We start from the raw sequence: 17,751 nt of genomic DNA, 5'->3' as shown, positions 1-17,751 counted from the left end.
GCGGGGTGGGTGACGGCCTGGGCCTCGGGGGCGGTGGCGGCCTGGACCGCGGGGTCGGCCGCGAGGCCGGCCGTGTCCTGCGGGGCGGCTTCGATGTCCTCAGCCTGCGCCGGAGCCATGGCGGCTGCCTCGGCTGCCACCCCCGGGGCCACCGGCCGCGGGGCATCGGCGTGCGCCGCGTCGGCGACCTGTGCGGCGTCGGCGGGCAGCGCGAACTCGGGCGCCTGCACGGCCTCGGCCTGCTGCACGGGCTCGGCCTGCTGCGCGGACTCGGGCGCCTGCGCCTGCTCGGCCGGGTGGGCTTCCGCGATCCAGTGCGCGGGCTCGGCCTGCCGCGCGGACTCGGGCGGTTGGACGGCGCCCTGCGTGTCCTCCCCCGGGTGCGCGCCCTGGGGCGCGACCTGGGCCGCTTGCGGGGCCTCGACCGGAACCACGNGTTGGACGGCGCCCTGCGTGTCCTCCCCCGGGTGCGCGCCCTGGGGCGCGACCTGGGCCGCTTGCGGGGCCTCGACCGGAACCACGGGCGGCACCTCAGCGGCCTGCTGACCGGCGGCGACAGCAGCGGCTTCGCCGGTGCTGTCGGCTGCGCCGTCGGCCTGGACGATCGCGTCGGCCGGCACGGCCTCGCCGTCCGGCGCGGCCGCGGGCGTCTGGGGGACGGCCTCCGCTCCGGCCGGCGCCTCCGCGGCGGCGTCCGGAGCGACCGCGTCCGGAGCGACGGCGTCCGGGCCCTCGGAACCGTGCCCGGTCGCGGCCTCGGCGGACTGCTCGCCCGGCAGGCCGTGGCCGGCGGTCTCGGGCCAGGCCGGTACCTGGACGGGCTCGGGCGCCTGGCCCGGGAGGTCCTGGGCGACGTACACGCCGTCGTGACCGTGGGCGGGCTGCACGCCGTCGTGCGCGCGCACGTCCCGCACCTGCTGTTCGGCGGTGGCGGTCGCCTCGGCCGGTGCCTGCGCGGCCGCCTGGATGACGAGTCGGGCCATGGTGGCCTGGGCGGCGTCCGGAGCCTCGGCGGCGGCCTGCGGGGCGCCGGCCGGACTAACCGTTTCGGCAGCCGTGGCCTCCGCGCCGACCTGGGCCACGGCGGGTGCCGCGCCCCAGGGCGCGGCGGCCTGCGGGGCCATGTCGCGCAGCGCCTGGGCGTCGAGGTACTCGGGCCCGGCCGGGGTCGGACCCGGCTGCCGCACCGGCGTTCCCGCCGGACCGCGGTCGGCGAGGGAGCGCACCGGGCTGGCGGAGGCGTCGGGGATCGGCGGGCCGAGGTGCAGCGGCCGGCGCGGCGGCTGGGGCACCGCCACCGGGTCGTGCGGGGCCGAGAGAATCGGGGACGGCGGCACGGACGCCGGCCCCGTGTCGGGCAGCCGGACACCGCTGAGGTCGACCGAACCGCTGTCCCGGCCCGCGGTCTCGTGCGCGCCCGGCTCGTGGACGGCCTCGACGACCGGTTCCGGGGCCGGTGGTGGTACCTCGTTGCCCCACGCGCCCTGGGCACCCGGCAGCAGCAGGTCCTCGTCCTCGGCGGGTGCCTCGGAGAGGTAGGTGTACGCGGCGCCGTGCGCGGAGGCGCCCGGCTGTTCCACCATGCCTGCGCTCTCCGGCTGTCCCTCGCCCGGGATCTGGCCGGTGTCCGTCATGCGTACCCCTCGCCCATCGGTTAGTGCTCCTACGACCAGCTCACCCGGAACGGCGCACCGACCGCCCCGTAGTGAAGAACGAGCGTGCGTGCCCAGCGGCACGAACGACCCGCCCAAAAAAGGCGACAAAGCCATTCAGTGGCATTGTCCCGGCCGTTCCGCCGTCGCGACAGCATGATCCGCGACAGTCCGCTGTGGACTGCGCCACGTTGCGCGTCCTCGGGTTCTGCCGTACCACACCCGCCCTAAACGGGGCGCGTTTTCCGGACATTGGCGAACGAAGTTCCGGGCCACCGGTGCGGTGCAACGATCGGCCAGCCTACCGCGCGCGGTACGACAACAGGATCACGGGGCGCGATCCGGCAGAACCCCGCTGAGCAGGAACGCCACGTTCCGCTCGGTCTCCGTCCAGGCCCTCGTGTCCAGTTCGACGGACTGCAGCAGGGCGCACTCGACGCGGTACCCGTGTTCGGTCAGGCCGCGGCCGACGAGTTCGGCCTCGTCGCGGGTCGCGGCGTGGGTCACGATGCGCTGCGGACGGCGGTCGGCGACCGCGGAGACCACGGCCGCTCCCCCGCCGCCGACCCGGACGACGTCCGGTTCGGGCAGGTTCTCCAGGACGTGCGGGGCCGTTCCCTCCACCACCTGGAGCTGGACGCCGAAGCGGCGCGCGACCGCCTCGGCGCGGGCGCAGGCCTCGGGGCGCCGGTCGACGGCGATGACGGCGGCGCCGGCACGGGCGGCCTCACCGGCGAACGCGCCGCTGCCGCAGCCGATGTCCCAGACCAGGTCGCCGACCCGGGGGCCGAGCCGGGCGAGTTGGGCGGCCCTGAGCACCTGCGTCTCGCCCTCGCCGAGATCGCCGTGCGCGGCGTACTCCTCGTCGGGGCGCACCCAGCCGCGCGGGCCCACCGCCGGGTCGCGGCCGGCGAACCAGCCGCCGCCCTCGGCCGGGGCGCCGGGGCCGCCGGACCCGCCGATGACGATGACGACGTTCGGATCGCGCCAGCTGTGGTCGGCGGCGTTGTCGGAGGTGACGACGGCGACCCGCTCGCGTTCGGTGCCCAGTTCCTCGCAGATGACGAAGGTCCGGTGGACCCCCTCCAGCAGCAGGCCGAGTTCGGCGGGACCGGCGCCCGGCGCGGTGAGCACGGCGACCTTGGTGTGGGCGCGGCAGACGTTCACGGCCCGGCGCAGGGTGCGCGGGTGGGCGACGACCACCTGGGCGTCGTCCCAGGGCATGCCGGCCCGGGCGAAGGCCGCGGCCACGGAGGACACGGCGGGGACGACCTCGACCTCGAGGCCGAACTCGGGGGCGCGCAGGGTCCGTACGACGCCGAAGAAGCCGGGGTCGCCGTCGGCGAAGACCACGGCGGTGCCGCGGTGGGCGGCGATGCGGCGGGCGGCCAGGCCGACACTGCCGAGGCGGACGCGCTCGGCGCCGGGCGGGACGCCGGGCAGTGCGAGGTGGTGGGCGGCGCCGGCCACCAGCGTGGCGGCGCCGAGGGCGCCGCGTGCCGCTTCGGTCAGCGGCGAGCCGTCCCAGCCGATCACCGTGACCCGGTCGGCCATCGTCGTCAGTCTCCAGGTTCGCGCGGATCGTCAGGGGCAGGGGGCCCGAGGGGGCTCGGTGAGCGTATCCGCCCGGGGTGACGGGCGTGCGCCGGGGCTGCGCCGGACGCCGTTTCCGGTACGCCGGGCGGGTCAGTTCCAGTCGGAGTAGGCGGTGAAGCCGGTCTCTGCGAGCTGCTCGTCGGTGCCGTCCAGGTCCTCCGGGAGGAGGCTCCAGACAATGAAGTCGGTGCGTACGTCGCTCCAGGTGCCGTCGTCGGAGCGGTGGTGGACTATGCAGGCGTTGCGCAGCACGCCCTCGCTGATGCAGCCGATCTTCTGGGCGACCTGCTGGGAGGCGGTGTTGTCGGCGGCGGTGCGGATCTCGATGCGCTCGAACTTCTGGTCGCCGAGCAGCCATTGCGCGGTGGCGAGGGCGGCCTCCGAGGCGTAGCCCTCACCGCGGGCCCAGGGGGCGATGATGTACGACAGCTGGGTGGCGCGGATGCGCCAGTCGGTCTCGGTGAGCTGGATGATGCCGACCAGGCGCTGGGTGAGGAACTCGGTGACGGCGAGGTTGAGGCCCCGGCCGGCGGCGCGTTCGGTGGGCGCGTACCCGCTGATCCAGTGGCGGGCGCCGTCCTCGGTGAACGGCTGGGGGACGTCGGTCCAGGCGGCGACCTGTTCGTCGTTCATCATCTCGGCCAGGGCGGGCACGTCGTCCTCGTCGAGGGGACGCAGCACCAACCGCTCCGTGCTGATGGAGACGTTGGGGAAGGTGCTCGTCATGCGCCGCTCCGTAACCTTCGGAAATACGTGGGGGACCGTCAGGACCCCGCGCTGCCCTGCTGAACTGCCCAGCATGCAGCATGAAACCACTGAACCGTACGACGGGGCCCACTCCGGGTGAGGGAGTGGACCCCGTGCGTGGCGATACGCGGTATACGCCCTGCCGGACGACCCGTCAGGACACCGGTCAGAAGGAGGGGATGACCGAGCCCTGGTACTTGTCCTCGATGAACTTCTTGACCTCGGGCGAGGTGAGGAGCTTGGCGAGCTTCTTCACGCGCGGGTCCTTCTCGTTGCCCTTCTTGACGGCGAGGAGGTTGCCGTAGGGGTTGTTCTTCGCGGACTCCAGGACGAGGGCGTCCTTGGCGGGCTTCAGGCCCGCGGAGAGGGCGAAGTTGCCGTTGACCACGGCCGCGTCGACGTCGTCCAGGGAGCGCGGGGTCTGGGCCGCCTCGACCTCCTTGAACTTGAGGTTCTTGGGGTTCTTGGCGATGTCCTGCGGGGTGGCCTGGTCGGCGGAGCCCGACTTGAGGGTGATGAGCCCGCCCGCGGCGAGCAGCTTGAGGGCGCGGGCCTCGTTGTCGGTGTCGTTGGGCACGGCTATGGTCGCGCCGCTCTTGAGCGCGTCGGTGCTCTTGACCTTGTGGGAGTACAGGCCGAGCGGCTCCAGGTGGACCGTGACGACGGGCACGATGTCGGTGCCGCGCTTGTTGTTGAAGTCGTCCAGGTACGGCTTGGTCTGGAAGTAGTTGGCGCCCACCGAGCCGTCCTCGGTGGCGGTGTTCGGGACGATGTAGTCCTGGAACTCCTTGACCTCCAGGTCGAGGCCCGCCTTCTTCGCAAGGTTCTTCTTGACGAAGTTCAGGATCTCGGCGTGCGGGGTCGGGCTCGCCGCGACGACCAGCGGGCCGCTGTAGTCGGAGGCGGTGGAGGAGCCCTTGTCCGAGCCGCAGGCGCTGAGCCCGAGGGTGAGGGCTCCGGCGGCGAGGACGGCGGTGGTGAGCTTGGCGGTGTTACGCACGAAAAGTGCCTTTCCTTATGGGTGGTGCTGCCCCGTCGTGGGTGTACGGGGGAGTTCTGTGGAGCGAGGCGGCTCAGACGGCCTTGCCCACGTCGGCCCGGGCGGGCTCCGGCTCGGCCTTGAGCAGGCGCAGCCTGGGCGCCGGGCCCGAGTGGCCGCCGCGGCCGTGCAGCGCGCGGGCCGCGTAGTCGCCGGCGAACTGGATGAGGGAGATGACCACGGCGAGGATCGCGACGGTGATCCACATCAGCTGGGTCTCGAAGCGCTGGTAGCCGTAACGGATGGCGATGTCGCCGAGGCCGCCGGCGCCGACCGTGCCGGCCATGGCGGAGTAGCCGATGAGCGCGACGATCGTGGTGGTGGTGCTGGAGATCAGGGAGGGCAGCGACTCGGGCACGAGGACCTTGCGAACGACGGTCCAGATGTTGCCTCCCATCGCCTGCACGGCCTCGACCAGTCCCCCGTCCACTTCGCGGACAGCGGTCTCGACGAGACGGGCGAAGAACGGGATGGCGCCGACGGCGAGCGGCACGATGGCGGCCTCGCGGCCGATGGTGGTTCCGGTGAGGGAGCGGGTGAAGCCCATCAGGGCGACCATCAGGATGATGAACGGCATGGAGCGGGCTATGTTCACGACCTGCCCGATGACCTTGTTCGCGACGACGTTCTGGAGCAGTCCGCCGCGGTCGGTGAGGACCAGCAGGATGCCGAGCGGGAGCCCGCCGACGACGGCGATGAGGGTGGACCAGCCCACCATGTAGAGCGTGTCCCAGCTCGCCTGCGACAGCAGCGGCTGCATCTCGGACCAGGTCACTTGGCACCCTCCTCGACCAGCACGGACTCCTGGGCCCCGGGGCCCGCGACGTCGATCTGCAGGCCCTGCTCGCGCAGGAAGCCGATCGGCACCACGTTGTCCTCGTAGCGGCCGGGCAGCTCGATGCGCATCCGGCCGATCTGGAGGCCGCCGACGGTGTCGATGGCGGCGCCGAGGATCGAGATGTCGATGTTGTAGGTGCGCGAGAGCTGGGAGATGACCGGCTGGGTGGCGGCCTCGCCGTGGAAGGTGACGTCGAGGACGGTCCGGTCGGCGCCGGTGGCCTCGCCGCCCACCGGGAACAGCGCGGCGGCCAGCTCGGAGCCGGGGGTGGCCAGCAGCTCGCTGACCGTGCCGGACTCCACGATCCGGCCCCTCTCCATCAGGGCGGCGGAGTCGCAGATCGACTTCACGACGTCCATCTCGTGGGTGATGAGCAGGACGGTCAGGCCGAGCTGCCGGTTCAGGTCGCGCAGCAACTGGAGGATCGAGCGGGTGGTCTCCGGGTCGAGGGCGCTGGTGGCCTCGTCGGAGAGCAGCACCTCGGGGTCGCCGGCCAGGGCGCGGGCGATGCCGACGCGCTGCTTCTGGCCGCCGGAGAGCTGTGCCGGATGGGCCTTGGCCTTGTCGGCGAGGCCGACCAGGTCGAGCAGCTCCAGCGCCTTGCGGGAGCGCTCCTTGCCGGACTTGCCGAGGATCTCCAGCGGCAGCTCGACGTTGTCCTGCACGGTCCGCGAGGAGAGGAGGTTGAAGTGCTGGAAGACCATGCCGATCCGGCTGCGCGCGCGGCGCAGTTCCCTCCCGGCGCGCGGGCCGCGGCCGACGAGGGCGGTGAGGTCCTGTCCGGCGACGGTCACGGTGCCGGCGGTGGGGCGCTCCAGCAGGTTGACGCAGCGGATGAGCGAGGACTTCCCGGCGCCGGACTGGCCGATGACGCCGTAGACCTCGCCTTCGCGGACGTGAAGATCGACGCCGTCGAGGGCGGTGACCTCGCGGCCGCGCGAGCGGTAGACCTTGGTCAGGCCCGAAGTGGTGATCACAGGATTTCCGTCACTGTCGAGTGTCCGGGCGCGGGTGTGCCCGGGCACGGAGTGTTCGTGCGCTCTGTCGGGACGCGACACGGTTCTCGGACACGGTCGACCGGGGAGAACGTCGTGTGCGCGGGGCGGCCTCGGTCCACGGCCGACCGGAGTCGGGCGGCGGACAGGCCACGGCTCTCGCTTCGGGGCGCGAGGCTCAGGTGGTGCGGGGGCCCTCTAGAAGGCGCACATTCGACACGGACACATACAACGAGCACCGGGCGTCATGGTCGCCTCGGTCGCAAGGGTGCGGCAGCTCGTCGTGGTCATGAGAAACAGTAAAGCAGACGTTTGCTGCTGACCGGTCACCGCTGTCCGCATACTGGACAGCGGTGGACACCACCGGTCCCGGTCAGCCCCGGACGGAGATCTCCAGCCCCCGGTGGGTGACCAGTGCCGACAGGGCCGACAGGTTCTCCACCACCAGGTCGGCGTCCAGCTCCTGGGCCCGGTGGGTCGTCGCCAGGGCCACGGTGGTCATGCCGGCCGCACGGCCTGCCCGGAGCCCGGCGGGGGCGTCCTCGAAGACCACGCAGTGGGCCGGGTCGACGCCCAACTGCCGGGCGGCGAGCAGATAGGGCTCGGGGTCGGGCTTGCCGCGGGTGACGTCGTCGGCGCTGACCAGGATCTTCGGCGTGATCCCGACGGCGCCGAGGCGGGCCTCGGCGAGGCGGCCGGTGGCGGAGGTGACCACGGCCCAGCGGTCGGCGGGGAGGGAGTCGAGGAAGTCCCGGGTGCCGGCCAGCAGCCGCACGCCCCCGTTCGGCACGTCCTCCACCTCCAGTTGCTCGACCCGGGCGACCGCCTCGGGCACCAGCCGGGCGGGCAGCAGATCGCCGACTATCTCCACCGCGGTCCGCCCGTGCAGCTCCACGCGCCCGAACTCCTCGGCCGTGATCCCGTACTCCCGCGCCCAGCGCGTCCAGCAGCGCTCGACGGACGCGAGGGAGGAGACCAGGGTGCCGTCGTTGTCGAAGAGGAGGGCATGTGCGTGGATCGTCATGGTCTAGACCCTACGGCGTACGGCGGGGGCGGCGGCTCCGGGACGTTTGCGCCGTAATAAGGTCTCGGCATGCTCAATGCCCTGACGCTGGTCACCGGTGTCGCCGCGCTGCTGCTCGCCGCCTGGTGCGGCTGGGCCGCCTACCGGGACCAGCCGACCAAGGACTGGCACTTCATCGGTATGGCCGTGGTGTCCCTGCTGGCCCTGGTCCAGCTGGTCGTCGGCATCGTGCAGCTGGCGCGGGGCGAGAAGCCCGAGCAGGGCACGGCCATCTTCGTGGCGTATCTGCTGGGCGCGTTCGCGTGCGTGCCCGCGGCGGGCTTCATGTCGCTGGCCGAGCGGACCCGCTGGGGCTCGGTGACGGTGGCCGCCGGCGGTGTGGTGCTGGCCGTGCTGGAGGTGCGGCTCTATGACATCTGGGGAGGCTGAGGTGACGGCGGTGGAGGAGAAGCCGGCCCGGTTGATCACCGGGCCGGGCATGCTGCTCGTCTGGTTCTACGGCGTGATGGTGGTCGGCGCGGTGTCGCGCTCGGCGTACCAGATCGCGACGGACTTCGGCCGGGCGCCGCTGGCGTACTCGCTCTCCGCGGTGGCGGGGGTCGTGTACGGCTTCATCACGTACACGCTGATCCGCGGCGGCGAGCGGGCCCGCAGGGCGGCACTGGTGTGCTGTGCCGCCGAGCTGGCGGGCGTGCTGATCGTCGGCACCTGGACGCTGGCCGACCCGTCGGCCTTCCCGGACGCGACCGTCTGGTCCGACTACGGCATGGGGTACGTGTTCATCCCGGTGCTGCTGCCGCTGTCGGCCATGTACTGGCTGCGCAGGTCGCGCACGGCCGTCAGGCCGTAGTCGCGTACGTGCCCGCCCGCTTCTCCAGCACGATCAGCTCCACGCCGTCGGCGCCCGTGGACCGGCCCACCGTCTCGTAGCCGACCCGGCGGTAGAGCCGCAGGTTGCCCTCGCTGCGGTGGCCGGTGTGCAGGCGGAAGCGGGTGGCCCCGCGCTGCTCGGCGAGGGCCGTCTCCGCGGCGCGGAGCAGCCGCGCGCCGATGCCGTGGCCCTGCAGACGCGGGTGGACGCAGAGCTTGCCGATGGCGGCGGCGCCGTCCTCGGTGACCTTGCCGCGCACCGATCCGACCACTTCGTCACCGAGCCGGGCGACGAAGACGCAGTCGGCGGCCACCTCCGCGCGGACCGAGTCGAGGCTCTGGACGAGCGGGTCGATGCGGTAGTTGCCGTACAGCGCCGCCTCCCTCTGGAAGCACAGGTACTGGAGCCTGAAGATCTGCTCCGCGTCCTGCTCGGTCGCCACCGAGATGGTCACGCTCATGCCCATGTGCGCACGCCTCCCGCTCACCTGATCACCGGTCGTCCCCCACTCCTATCCCCGCGCTTCGTGGGCCGCAACCTCCGGGGGGAGCAAACGACGCAGACAACCGAGACATCTGGAGCGTTCCGGTCCGAGACTGCCCTGTGAGATACCCAACTCCCCCGCGATCTCCCGGTATGTGAGGTCTCTCGGGGACAGCAGCGCCTCCATGAGGCGGGGGCAGCGGCCGGGCAGCCGGCGGACCGCGTCGCGCAGCGCGCGGTGCCGGGCCGCGCTGAGCGCGAGCTGCTCGGGATCCGGGCGGCCGTCGTCGACCGGCTCCGCGCCGTAGGGGCGTTCGTGCCGGCGGGTGCGGCGGCTGCGCCGCGCCTCTGCGCGGACGGCCCTGCGCAGCCAGCCGTGCGGGTCCGGCGGGGGCCCGCCGGCCTCCAGCCGCTCCAGGAGGCGCAGCCAGACGGCCTGCTCCAGGTCGCCCGGCTCGCCCCCGGTGGCGTGCGCCTCGGCCAGGGCCTCGGCGGTGAGCAGGGGATGCAGGGCGGCCACGAGGTCGTGCGTCATGTGCGGAACGACGCGCCGCCCCGGCGGCGGGTTTCCGGGACGGCGCACAGCCACCCGAACGGGTGTGAAGGGCCCAGCGGGTTGACACCGGCTCAGCCGGCGAGGAAGTGGGCTCAGCCGGCCAGGAAGTCGGCGCGGGCGAGGACGCCGGTGTCGGCGTTGTCGGTGAAGACGCCGTCGATCCCGGTCGCGAAGTACGTCCGGAAGGCGCCGAAGGAGTCACCGTAGGCGTCGGCCGCGCCGCCCTTGCGGTACTCGGCCGGGAGGAAGGGGTTCTCGTTGCGCATGGTGTAGGGGTGCAGGACCAGCCCCACCTTGTGCGCGTCCGCGACCAGGGTGGTCGGCGCGGCGAGGGTGCCGTCGGCGTTCTTCGGGATGACGAGGTCGAGCGTGGGGCCGATGCCCTGCGCGTAGCCGGCGATCTCCCTCAGGCCCTTGGGCGTGATCAGGTCGGCGACCGTGCGCGGGTCGCCCGAGTCGACGAAGTCGTAGGGCCGGCTGGTGGCCGAGGAGAGCAGGACCACGAGCGGGTTGTCGACCAGCCGGTTCAGCCTCTGGATGCTCGTGGGCTCGAAGGACTGCAGGATGACGGGCGCGTTCCGGCCGTCCTTGCCGTGCTTGCGGAGCAGCTTGGCGACCCGCTCCTCCAGGCCGAGGCCGAGCTTGCGGAAGTAGGTGGGGTGTTTGGTCTCGGGGTAGATCCACACCTGCCGGCCGCGCCTGCGGGTCTGCTCGTCCTGCCACGTCAGGACCTCTTCGAAGGTGGGGATCTCCCAGCGCCCGTCGTAGAGGGTGTTGTGCGGGCGGTTGGCCGGGATGCGCTCGACCGCGCGCAGGGTCTTCAGCTCGGCGAGCGTGAAGTCCTCGGTGAACCAGCCGGTGGTGGGAACGCCGTCGAGGACCTTGGTGGTCCGGCGGCCGGCGAACTCGGGGTGCGAGGCGACGTCCGTGGTGCCGCCGATCTCCGGCTCGTGCCGGCACACGAGGTGGCCGTCCTTGGTGGGCACCAGGTCACCGGCCTCCACCACGTCGGCGCCGAGGTCGAGGGCCAGCTCGTAGGAGCCGAAGGTGTGCTCGGGGCGGTAGCCGCTGGCACCGCGGTGGCCGATGATCGTCGGCACCGGCAGGCTCTTGAGGCCGCGGCCGCCGTGCGCGGCCGTCCGGGTGGCCGCCGCCTGGGCGGTACCGGGCAGTCCGAGGACCGCTCCGCCCGCGCCGAGCACCGCGGCGCCCAGGAGCGCCCGCCGTGCCGTTGTCCGCGTCGTGTCGTTCACCTGGTCGCTGTCCATGCGCGTCTCCTGCCGTCGGCCCTTCGGTGCGGCCCGATCGTAGGTGCGTGTACATGACCGACGGGAGACCCCGGCGCGAACACCCGGGTGCCGCCGGATGGCCGGTGGGCGGCGGGAGATGACGGTCCGTCGGCGGCGCGGCGGCATCGGAGGGCGGGGCGCGGGTAGCCGGAGAGTGACGACTCCGCGCGATGTCCGTCACATCGTCACCGGGGGGCCACCGCCGCCCTCCGCCGCGTCACCGCAGGTAAACCCACGTCAACAATGAGTAAGACCTCGGTGAACCGGGCTCACCCGATGTGCGCTTCCCCCGGAGCCGCGAGTAATGTCCTCACCTGCACAGACTCATATCGCTCCCCTCGACATCGGAGGACCCGTTGTCCCGCTTCGCGCTCATCAAGGCAGTGCTCGGACCGATCATGCGCCTGATGTTCCGTCTTCGGGCGGAGGGTGTGGAGAACATCCCGGGCGAGGGCCCGGTCATCCTCGCGGGCAACCACCTGACCTTCATCGACTCGATGATCCTGCCGCTGGTCTGCGACCGTCAGGTCGTGTTCATCGGCAAGGACGAGTACGTCACCGGCAAGGGCTTCAAGGGCCGCCTGATGGCCTGGTTCTTCACCGGCGTCGGCATGGTCCCGGTGGACCGGGACGGCGCCAACGGCGGCGTCGCCGCGCTGATGACCGGCCGCCGCATCCTGGAGGAGGGCAGGATCTTCGGCATCTACCCCGAGGGCACCCGCTCCCCCGACGGCCGCCTCTACCGCGGCCGTACGGGCATCGCCCGCCTCACGCTGATGACGGGCGCCCCGGTGGTGCCGTTCGCCATGATCGGCACGGACAAGCTCCAGCCGGGCGGCTCGGGGATGCCGCGCCCCGGCCGGGTGACCGTGCGCTTCGGTGAGGCGATGGAGTTCTCCCGGTACGAGGGGATGGACCGGGACCGCTACGTGCTGCGGGCCGTGACCGACTCCGTCATGACCGAGGTCATGCGGCTGTCCGGCCAGGAGTACGTCGACATGTACGCCACCAAGGCGAAGGCGGCCTAGCTCAGGGCCGCCCGCCCGACGCGCGGCACGCGTCGGGCGACCGACCCCAGGTCACCGGGCGCCGGCTCAGCCGGCGCCCTCCAGCTTCTGCCCTCTCAGCAGGAACCACGCGGCCGCCGCCGTCGCCAGCAGGACCACCGCTCCCGCGCCCGAGGCCAGTTGCAGGCCGTGGACGAAGGCCTCACGGGCCGCCGTGAGCAGGGCCTCCGCCCGGTGCGGGGACATGCCCGCCGACGCCTGGACCGCCGCTCCCAGTGACTCGTGCGCCTGAGCCGGGGTGCCGGCCGGGCCGGTGAAGCCGCGGTAGACACCGGTCACGATGGAACCCAGCAGCGCGATGCCCAGGGCCGCGCCCAGTTCGTACGCCGTCTCGGAGACCGCCGAGGCGGCGCCCGCCTGGTCCCGGGGGACGCTGGAGAGGATGACGTCGGCCGTCACGGTGAAGGAGAAGCCGGCGCCGACACCGACCACCAGCAGCGCGGCGCCGAGGACCGGGTAGCCCGTCGACCGGCCGAGGGTCGTGAGCACGGCGAGCGCCACGCCGACGGCGGCCAGGCCGCCGGAGACCACCACGCGCACCGAGAGCCGGCGGGCCGCGCCGCCCGCCCCCCCCCCCCCCGCCCCCGCGCCGCCCCCGGCGGGCCGTTCGGCCAGGCCGGCCTCGAACGGGCTCCTGCCCTGCACCAGTTGCAGGTACTGGGAGAGGAAGAACACCAGGCCGGACATGCCGAGCACGGTCAGCAGGTCGGCGAGGACCGCACCGCTGAAGCCGCGGCGCCGGAACAGGCGCATGTCGAGCAGCGGGGCCGGCATGGTGAGCTGGCGGTACACGAAGCCGTACAGGGCACCGGCGCCCAGCAGGCCCGCGGCGGGCGTCAGCCAGGTGAGGCCGTGGGTCGCGGCCTCCTTGACCGCGTACACCAGGGCGATCATGCCGACGAGGGAGAGCACGACGCTGACCAGGTCCCACGGGCCGGGGTCGGGGTTGCGGGACTCGGGCAGGGTGCGGATGCCGACGAGCACGAGGACGGCCATCACCGGCAGGTTGATGAGGAAGACCGAGCCCCACCAGAAGTGTTCGAGCAGGAAGCCGCCGGCGATGGGCCCGACGGCCGTGCCGGCCGAGGCCGTCGCGCCCCAGATGCCGACGGCGAGGCTGCGCTCGCGCGGGTCGTGGAAGAGGTTGCGGATCAGGGCCAGGGTGGCGGGCATCAGGGTCGCACCCGCGACGCCGAGCAGCGCCCGCGCCAGGATCATGAACTCCGGTGTCGTCGCGTAGGCGTTGAGCACCGAGATCGCGCCGAACGCCGTCGCGCCGACGAGCAGGATGCGCTTGCGGCCGATGCGGTCGCCCAGGCTGCCCATGGAGACCAGCAGACCGGCGATGACGAAGGAGTAGACGTCACCGATCCACAGCAGCTGGGTGCCGGACGGTTCGAGGTCTTCGCTGATGTAGGGGGTCGCCAGGCCGAGGACGGTGGCGTCGACGGCCACCAGCAGCACGGCCAGGACGAGGACGGAGAGCGCGAGCCAGCGGCCCGGGCGCTTCTCCACCTCCGCCGCGCAGGCCGGCTGCAGGGTGCTGGTCATGATTCCTCTCTTCGTGGTGCGTCCGTGCGTCGAGCGCCGCCGAGCAGCAGCTCCACGACCATGTGGGTGAAGTCCTTGGGGGCCACGCGGCCCTCCGCGACCGCCCAGGCGCCGGAGGCCAGCAGGCCGTACAGCGCCTCGGTGAGCCAGGCCGGGGTGAGGTCGATCCGGAACTCGCCGGCCTCCTGGCCGCGCCGGAAGAGGCCGGTCAGGCGCTCGTCGATGCGGGCCCAGCCCTGGTTCTGCTGCTCGCCCTCGAACAGCTGGTTCTCGGTGTAGAGGAAGGCGAGCAGGGCGGCCGACGGCTCGATGGCCCGGACCAGGCGGCGCACCGCCTCACCGGCGGGGCCGTCGTCCAGACGGGCCGTGTCCAGAGCGGCCTCGCACTCCGCGATGCCGAGCGCTTCCAGCGCCCGTACGAGCGCGTCTCGCCCGGCGAAGCGGCGGTGCAGCGTGGCGCGGCTGATCCCGGCGGCCTTGGCGACCTCGTCCATGGTCGCCGTGGATTTGCGGGTCAGCAGGGCGGCTGCGCTGCGCAGCACGTGGTCACGATCCAAGGCCATGAGACAAGATTAGACCATGTGAGACGTCAATGTCTCACCATAGACATGTGTGACTCATTCCCGCTGGTCGGGAGACGGGTCAGTGCCAGGGAAGCTGTCCGCGCCGCTCCCAGTAGGCGCGCGGGTCCTCGGCCAGCGCGGCGAGGCGGGTGACCTGGTCCTCGTCCAGGTCCACGGCGGCCGCGTGGAGGTTGGAGGCGAGCTGGGTCAGGGTCGCTGCGCCGGAGAGGACGACGCCCGCCCACGGCTCGCGCAGGATCAGCGCGAGGGCGACGGCGTCGCAGCCGAGCGAGGTCTCCTCGGCGACGGCCCGCAGCGCGTCGGGCGCGTGCGGTGCGGCGAGCCTGCCGTTGGCCATGCCCTCCTTGACGAGGACGGTGAGCCCGGCGTCGTGCGCCTCGGCGAGCGCGGGTCCCGCCGAGGTCTCCAGGACGTTGTACGTCGACTGGACGGTACGGAAGAGGGGCTCGCCGTCGACGGTGACGGCGAGGGCCGCGCGGATCGCGTCGGCCTGGGCGGGGCCGCTGGTGGAGAAGCCCACGGTGAGCCCGCCCGCGGCGGCCTCGGCGAGCCGGGCGTGCAGCTCCTTGTCGGTGAGGGCCGGGCTGTCCGGGGTCACCGAGTGGATCTGGTAGAGGTCGAGGCGGTCGCCGAGCAGTTCGTCGGTCTCGGCGCGCTGCCGTTCGTAGGTCGCCGCGCTGTGGTCCTTCACCTCGTGCTTCTCGGCGTCGGTGGACCAGCCGGCGGTGTAGGTGTAGCCCCATTTGCTGCCGACGACGACGTCGTCGAGGTCGGGGCGGGCGTTCAGCCAGTCGGCGAGGAACTCCTCCGAACGGCCGTAGGACCGGGCCACGTCGATGTAGCGGACGCCCTGGGCGTAGGCGGCGTCGAGGAGTTCGTGGGTGCGCTCGCGCAGCGCGTCGACGCTGCGGTTCGCGCCGAGGTCCTGGTCCCGGCCGAGGTTGATGTAGCCGGGGCGGCCCACCGCGGCGAGGCCGAGGCCGATGTGGCAGGTGGGAGTGGTGGCGGTGGCCAGGCGGGCGAAGGGCATCGCTGGTTCCGTTCGGTCGGCTCCGTGCGGCTTGCGACCAACGTAACCCGCGACGCCCCGCGGATCCGCCCGAATCTCGGGCGGAGTGTGCGCTCAGTCCCGCTTCTTCGGCTTCTTCGCTTCCGCCCACGTGTGCTGGCCCGCCACGTCCGCCTTGACCTCGGCGAGCTGGACGGCGACCGCGCTGGGCGCCGTACCGCCGCGGCCGTCGCGGGAGGCGAGGGCGCCGGGGACGTTGAGGACGGAGCGGACCTCGGGGGTCAGATGCGCGGAGATCTTCGCGAACTGCTCGTCCGTCAGCTCGTCCAGCTCCTTACCCTCGGCCTCGGCGGCCTTCACGCACTCGCCGGCGACCTCGTGCGCGACCCGGAACGGCACGCCCTGCTTCACCAGCCACTCGGCGATGTCGGTGGCCAGCGAGAATCCGGCCGGGGCCAGCTCCTCCATGCGCTCGCGGTTGACGGCGAGTGTGGCGATCATGCCGGTGAAGGCGGGGAGCAGCACCTCCAGTTGGTCGCAGGAGTCGAAGACCGGCTCCTTGTCCTCCTGGAGGTCGCGGTTGTAGGCGAGGGGCAGGGCCTTGAGGGTGGCCAGGAGCCCGGTGAGGTTGCCGATCAGGCGCCCCGACTTGCCGCGCGCCAGTTCCGCGATGTCCGGGTTCTTCTTCTGCGGCATGATCGACGAGCCGGTGGAGAACGCGTCGTGCAGGGTCACGAAGGAGAACTCCTTCGTGTTCCAGATGATGATCTCCTCGGAGATCCGGGAGAGGTTCACCCCGATCATCGCGGTGATGAAGGCGAACTCGGCGACGAAGTCACGGGAGGCCGTACCGTCGATGGAGTTGCCGACGCTGCCGTGCTCGAAGCCGAGGTCCTCGGCGACCGCCTCCGGGTCGAGGCCCAGGGAGGAGCCGGCGAGCGCGCCCGAGCCGTACGGCGACACGGCCGTCCGCTCGTCCCACTGGCGCAGCCGTTCGGCGTCCCGGGAGAGGGACTGGACGTGGGCCAGGACGTGGTGCGCGAAGAGGACCGGCTGGGCGTGCTGGAGGTGGGTGCGGCCGGGCATCGCCACGTCCGGGTGGGCCTCCGCCAGGCCGATCAGGGCGTCCTGGAGCTCGGCGACGAGTCCGCCGATGATCCGGGCGTGGTCCCGCAGGTACATCCGGAAGAGGGTGGCGACCTGGTCGTTGCGGGAGCGGCCGGCGCGCAGCTTTCCGCCGAGGTCGGGACCGAGGCGCTCCAGGAGGCCGCGCTCCAGGGCGGTGTGGACGTCCTCGTCGGCGATGGTGCCGACGAACGAGCCGTCGGCGACGTCGGCCTCCAGCCGGTCGAGGCCGTCGAGCATGCGCGTCAGCTCGTCCTCGGTGAGCAGGCCCGCCTTGTGCAGTACACGCGCGTGGGCCCGCGAACCGGCGATGTCGTAGGGCGCGAGCCGCCAGTCGAAGTGGACGGACGCGGACAGCTTCGCCAGGGCCTCGGCGGGACCGTCGGCGAAACGGCCGCCCCAGAGCCGTACGTCACCGCTGTTGCTGCTCACTTGCGCTGCTCCTAGAGAGATACGGACGGAGGGATACGGACGCTCACTGCCGCGTTGCCATGCATGAGTATGCAGAACTCTGCATGATTCGTCAATCGACGATCCGGTTGAACGGCAGCAATCGCTTTCCCGTATCCCCCACCGAGCACCGGCGCCGCAGTGTTCGACGACCACCCCCGACCCAAGTGAGGCAGTCGCATGTCCAGGGCACTTCCGAAGTACAACAAGCGTCGTGTGGCGATCATCGGCGGAGCCGCCGCAGTGGCGCTCTCGGGCGCGGTGATCGCCGGTACGGCTCTCGCCGGACAGCCGGCCAAGGGCGGCGGCGCCCAGAACGCGCGCACCCTGACGGACCCCGGCACCATCTCCTGCCCGGACGTCGCCTCCAGACTGCCCGCGGTCCCCGCGTCCGCGAAGGCCGAGGTCGACCGCAACCTCACCCTCCTCAAGACCCAGATCCAGGAGGCCGACACCCGGCTGAAGAACACCGTGGGCCAGGGCGGACCCAACTTCGTCAACAACGCCATCCTCGGCCCCCTCAAGGACAAGCGGATCTCCACCATCGACCGCATCGCCATCGCCATCGGCCGCAAGGGCACCAAGCCGGCCGGTCTGGACGCGCTGGCGCCGTGCGCGCTGAACGCGGCCGGGGGCGCGACCGCGGGCGGCGGGCGGGCGCAGGCCACGGCCACCCCGGGAAGCGGGGCGAACCAGCAGGCCGGCGGCGGGGCGGCGGCCGGTGACGGCGCCGCGGTGGGCACCATCTCCTGCCCGGACGTCGCCTCCGGACTGCCCGCGGTCCCCGCGTCCGCGAAGGCCGAGGTCGACCGCAACCTCGCCCTCCTCAAGACCCAGATCCAGGAGGCCGACACCCGGCTGAAGAACACCGTGGG

17 protein-coding genes are annotated in these 17,751 nt (G+C 72.6%); 4 read left to right on the top strand and 13 right to left on the bottom strand.

What is annotated here, in order from left to right:
- Nucleotides 1-1,979: 1,979 nt before the first annotated feature.
- The 6 genes from cbiE to V7E45_RS06815 form a co-directional block, all read right to left on the bottom strand.
- Nucleotides 1,980-3,206, bottom strand: a complete 1,227-nt coding sequence (gene cbiE / locus V7E45_RS06840; RefSeq protein WP_333773167.1) for a precorrin-6y C5,15-methyltransferase (decarboxylating) subunit CbiE — start codon at nt 3,204-3,206, stop codon at nt 1,980-1,982.
- Nucleotides 3,207-3,338: 132 nt separating this feature from the next.
- Entirely contained in the window at nt 3,339-3,974 is a 636-nt protein-coding gene (locus V7E45_RS06835) for a GNAT family N-acetyltransferase (RefSeq protein WP_333773166.1), read from the bottom strand.
- Between the two features lie 187 nt (nt 3,975-4,161).
- Nucleotides 4,162-4,995 (bottom strand): MetQ/NlpA family ABC transporter substrate-binding protein, encoded by an 834-nt coding sequence (locus tag V7E45_RS06830; RefSeq protein WP_333773165.1) that lies wholly within the window; start codon nt 4,993-4,995, stop codon nt 4,162-4,164.
- Between the two features lie 73 nt (nt 4,996-5,068).
- Nucleotides 5,069-5,809 (bottom strand): methionine ABC transporter permease, encoded by a 741-nt coding sequence (locus V7E45_RS06825; RefSeq protein WP_333773164.1) that lies wholly within the window; start codon nt 5,807-5,809, stop codon nt 5,069-5,071.
- Nucleotides 5,806-6,849 (bottom strand): methionine ABC transporter ATP-binding protein, encoded by a 1,044-nt coding sequence (locus V7E45_RS06820; RefSeq protein WP_333773163.1) that lies wholly within the window; start codon nt 6,847-6,849, stop codon nt 5,806-5,808. Before V7E45_RS06820 ends, V7E45_RS06825 begins: the two co-directional genes overlap by 4 nt.
- Before the next feature lie 391 nt (nt 6,850-7,240).
- Nucleotides 7,241-7,891, bottom strand: a complete 651-nt coding sequence (locus V7E45_RS06815; RefSeq protein ID WP_333773162.1) for an HAD family hydrolase — start codon at nt 7,889-7,891, stop codon at nt 7,241-7,243.
- A gap of 69 nt (nt 7,892-7,960) precedes the next feature.
- On the opposite strand from V7E45_RS06815, the gene V7E45_RS06810 reads away from it, so the two are divergent.
- Entirely contained in the window at nt 7,961-8,320 is a 360-nt protein-coding gene (locus V7E45_RS06810) for a hypothetical protein (protein ID WP_333773161.1), read from the top strand.
- A 1-nt stretch (nt 8,321) separates the two neighbouring features.
- Nucleotides 8,322-8,741 carry a hypothetical protein gene (locus V7E45_RS06805; protein WP_333773171.1) on the top strand — a complete coding sequence of 140 codons (420 nt, stop codon included), beginning with the start codon at nt 8,322-8,324 and terminating at the stop codon, nt 8,739-8,741.
- Here the strand turns inward: V7E45_RS06805 and V7E45_RS06800 are convergent.
- The 3 genes from V7E45_RS06800 to V7E45_RS06790 form a co-directional block, all read right to left on the bottom strand.
- Nucleotides 8,731-9,228, bottom strand: a complete 498-nt coding sequence (locus V7E45_RS06800) for a GNAT family N-acetyltransferase (RefSeq protein ID WP_333773160.1) — start codon at nt 9,226-9,228, stop codon at nt 8,731-8,733. The genes V7E45_RS06805 and V7E45_RS06800 overlap by 11 nt on opposite strands.
- A 45-nt stretch (nt 9,229-9,273) precedes the next feature.
- Nucleotides 9,274-9,780: a sigma-70 family RNA polymerase sigma factor gene (locus V7E45_RS06795; RefSeq protein WP_333773159.1), complete on the bottom strand. Its 507-nt coding sequence runs from the start codon at nt 9,778-9,780 to the stop codon at nt 9,274-9,276.
- A gap of 113 nt (nt 9,781-9,893) precedes the next feature.
- A complete protein-coding gene (locus V7E45_RS06790) occupies nt 9,894-11,069 on the bottom strand; it encodes a glycerophosphodiester phosphodiesterase (RefSeq protein ID WP_333773158.1) in 1,176 nt (391 codons plus the stop codon).
- Nucleotides 11,070-11,488: 419 nt separating this feature from the next.
- On the opposite strand from V7E45_RS06790, the gene V7E45_RS06785 reads away from it, so the two are divergent.
- Complete coding sequence (locus V7E45_RS06785) at nt 11,489-12,118, top strand: lysophospholipid acyltransferase family protein (RefSeq protein ID WP_234967620.1); 630 nt, start codon at nt 11,489-11,491, stop codon at nt 12,116-12,118.
- A gap of 66 nt (nt 12,119-12,184) precedes the next feature.
- On the opposite strand, the gene V7E45_RS06780 is transcribed toward V7E45_RS06785, so the two are convergent.
- The 4 genes from V7E45_RS06780 to argH form a co-directional block, all read right to left on the bottom strand.
- Nucleotides 12,185-13,708 carry an MFS transporter gene (locus V7E45_RS06780; protein ID WP_333773157.1) on the bottom strand — a complete coding sequence of 508 codons (1,524 nt, stop codon included), beginning with the start codon at nt 13,706-13,708 and terminating at the stop codon, nt 12,185-12,187.
- Nucleotides 13,705-14,271, bottom strand: a complete 567-nt coding sequence (locus V7E45_RS06775) for a TetR/AcrR family transcriptional regulator (protein WP_333773156.1) — start codon at nt 14,269-14,271, stop codon at nt 13,705-13,707. Before V7E45_RS06775 ends, V7E45_RS06780 begins: the two co-directional genes overlap by 4 nt.
- Nucleotides 14,272-14,350: 79 nt before the next feature.
- Nucleotides 14,351-15,322, bottom strand: coding sequence for an aldo/keto reductase (locus V7E45_RS06770; RefSeq protein WP_333773155.1), 972 nt, complete (start codon nt 15,320-15,322; stop codon nt 14,351-14,353).
- A 93-nt stretch (nt 15,323-15,415) separates the two neighbouring features.
- On the bottom strand, nt 15,416-16,858 hold the full coding sequence (argH, locus tag V7E45_RS06765) for an argininosuccinate lyase (protein ID WP_333773154.1): 1,443 nt from the start codon (nt 16,856-16,858) through the stop codon (nt 15,416-15,418).
- Between the two features lie 198 nt (nt 16,859-17,056).
- Here argH and V7E45_RS06760 point away from each other — a divergent pair.
- Nucleotides 17,057-17,751 (top strand): hypothetical protein (locus V7E45_RS06760; protein ID WP_333773153.1); only part of this gene is annotated, 695 nt, incomplete at its 3' end.

It is taken from the genome of Streptomyces sp. IBSBF 3136 (assembly GCF_036815105.1).
In the GTDB taxonomy this organism is placed as follows: Bacteria; Actinomycetota; Actinomycetes; order Streptomycetales; family Streptomycetaceae; genus Streptomyces.
This window is presented reverse-complemented; position numbering and strand designations above follow the sequence as displayed.

Excerpts from the sequence above, each read along its gene's own strand:
- cbiE (WP_333773167.1), bottom strand. The coding sequence starts at position 3,206 with ATGGCCGACCGGGTCACGGTGATCGGCTGGGACGGCTCGCCGCTGACC.
- V7E45_RS06835 (WP_333773166.1), bottom strand. The coding sequence starts at position 3,974 with ATGACGAGCACCTTCCCCAACGTCTCCATCAGCACGGAGCGGTTGGTG.
- V7E45_RS06815 (WP_333773162.1), bottom strand. The coding sequence starts at position 7,891 with ATGACGATCCACGCACATGCCCTCCTCTTCGACAACGACGGCACCCTG.
- V7E45_RS06810 (WP_333773161.1), top strand. The coding sequence starts at position 7,961 with ATGCTCAATGCCCTGACGCTGGTCACCGGTGTCGCCGCGCTGCTGCTC.
- V7E45_RS06800 (WP_333773160.1), bottom strand. The coding sequence starts at position 9,228 with ATGGGCATGAGCGTGACCATCTCGGTGGCGACCGAGCAGGACGCGGAG.
- V7E45_RS06795 (WP_333773159.1), bottom strand. The coding sequence starts at position 9,780 with ATGACGCACGACCTCGTGGCCGCCCTGCATCCCCTGCTCACCGCCGAG.
- V7E45_RS06790 (WP_333773158.1), bottom strand. The coding sequence starts at position 11,069 with ATGGACAGCGACCAGGTGAACGACACGACGCGGACAACGGCACGGCGG.
- V7E45_RS06785 (WP_234967620.1), top strand. The coding sequence starts at position 11,489 with ATGCGCCTGATGTTCCGTCTTCGGGCGGAGGGTGTGGAGAACATCCCG.
- V7E45_RS06780 (WP_333773157.1), bottom strand. The coding sequence starts at position 13,708 with ATGACCAGCACCCTGCAGCCGGCCTGCGCGGCGGAGGTGGAGAAGCGC.
- V7E45_RS06775 (WP_333773156.1), bottom strand. The coding sequence starts at position 14,271 with ATGGCCTTGGATCGTGACCACGTGCTGCGCAGCGCAGCCGCCCTGCTG.
- V7E45_RS06770 (WP_333773155.1), bottom strand. The coding sequence starts at position 15,322 with ATGCCCTTCGCCCGCCTGGCCACCGCCACCACTCCCACCTGCCACATC.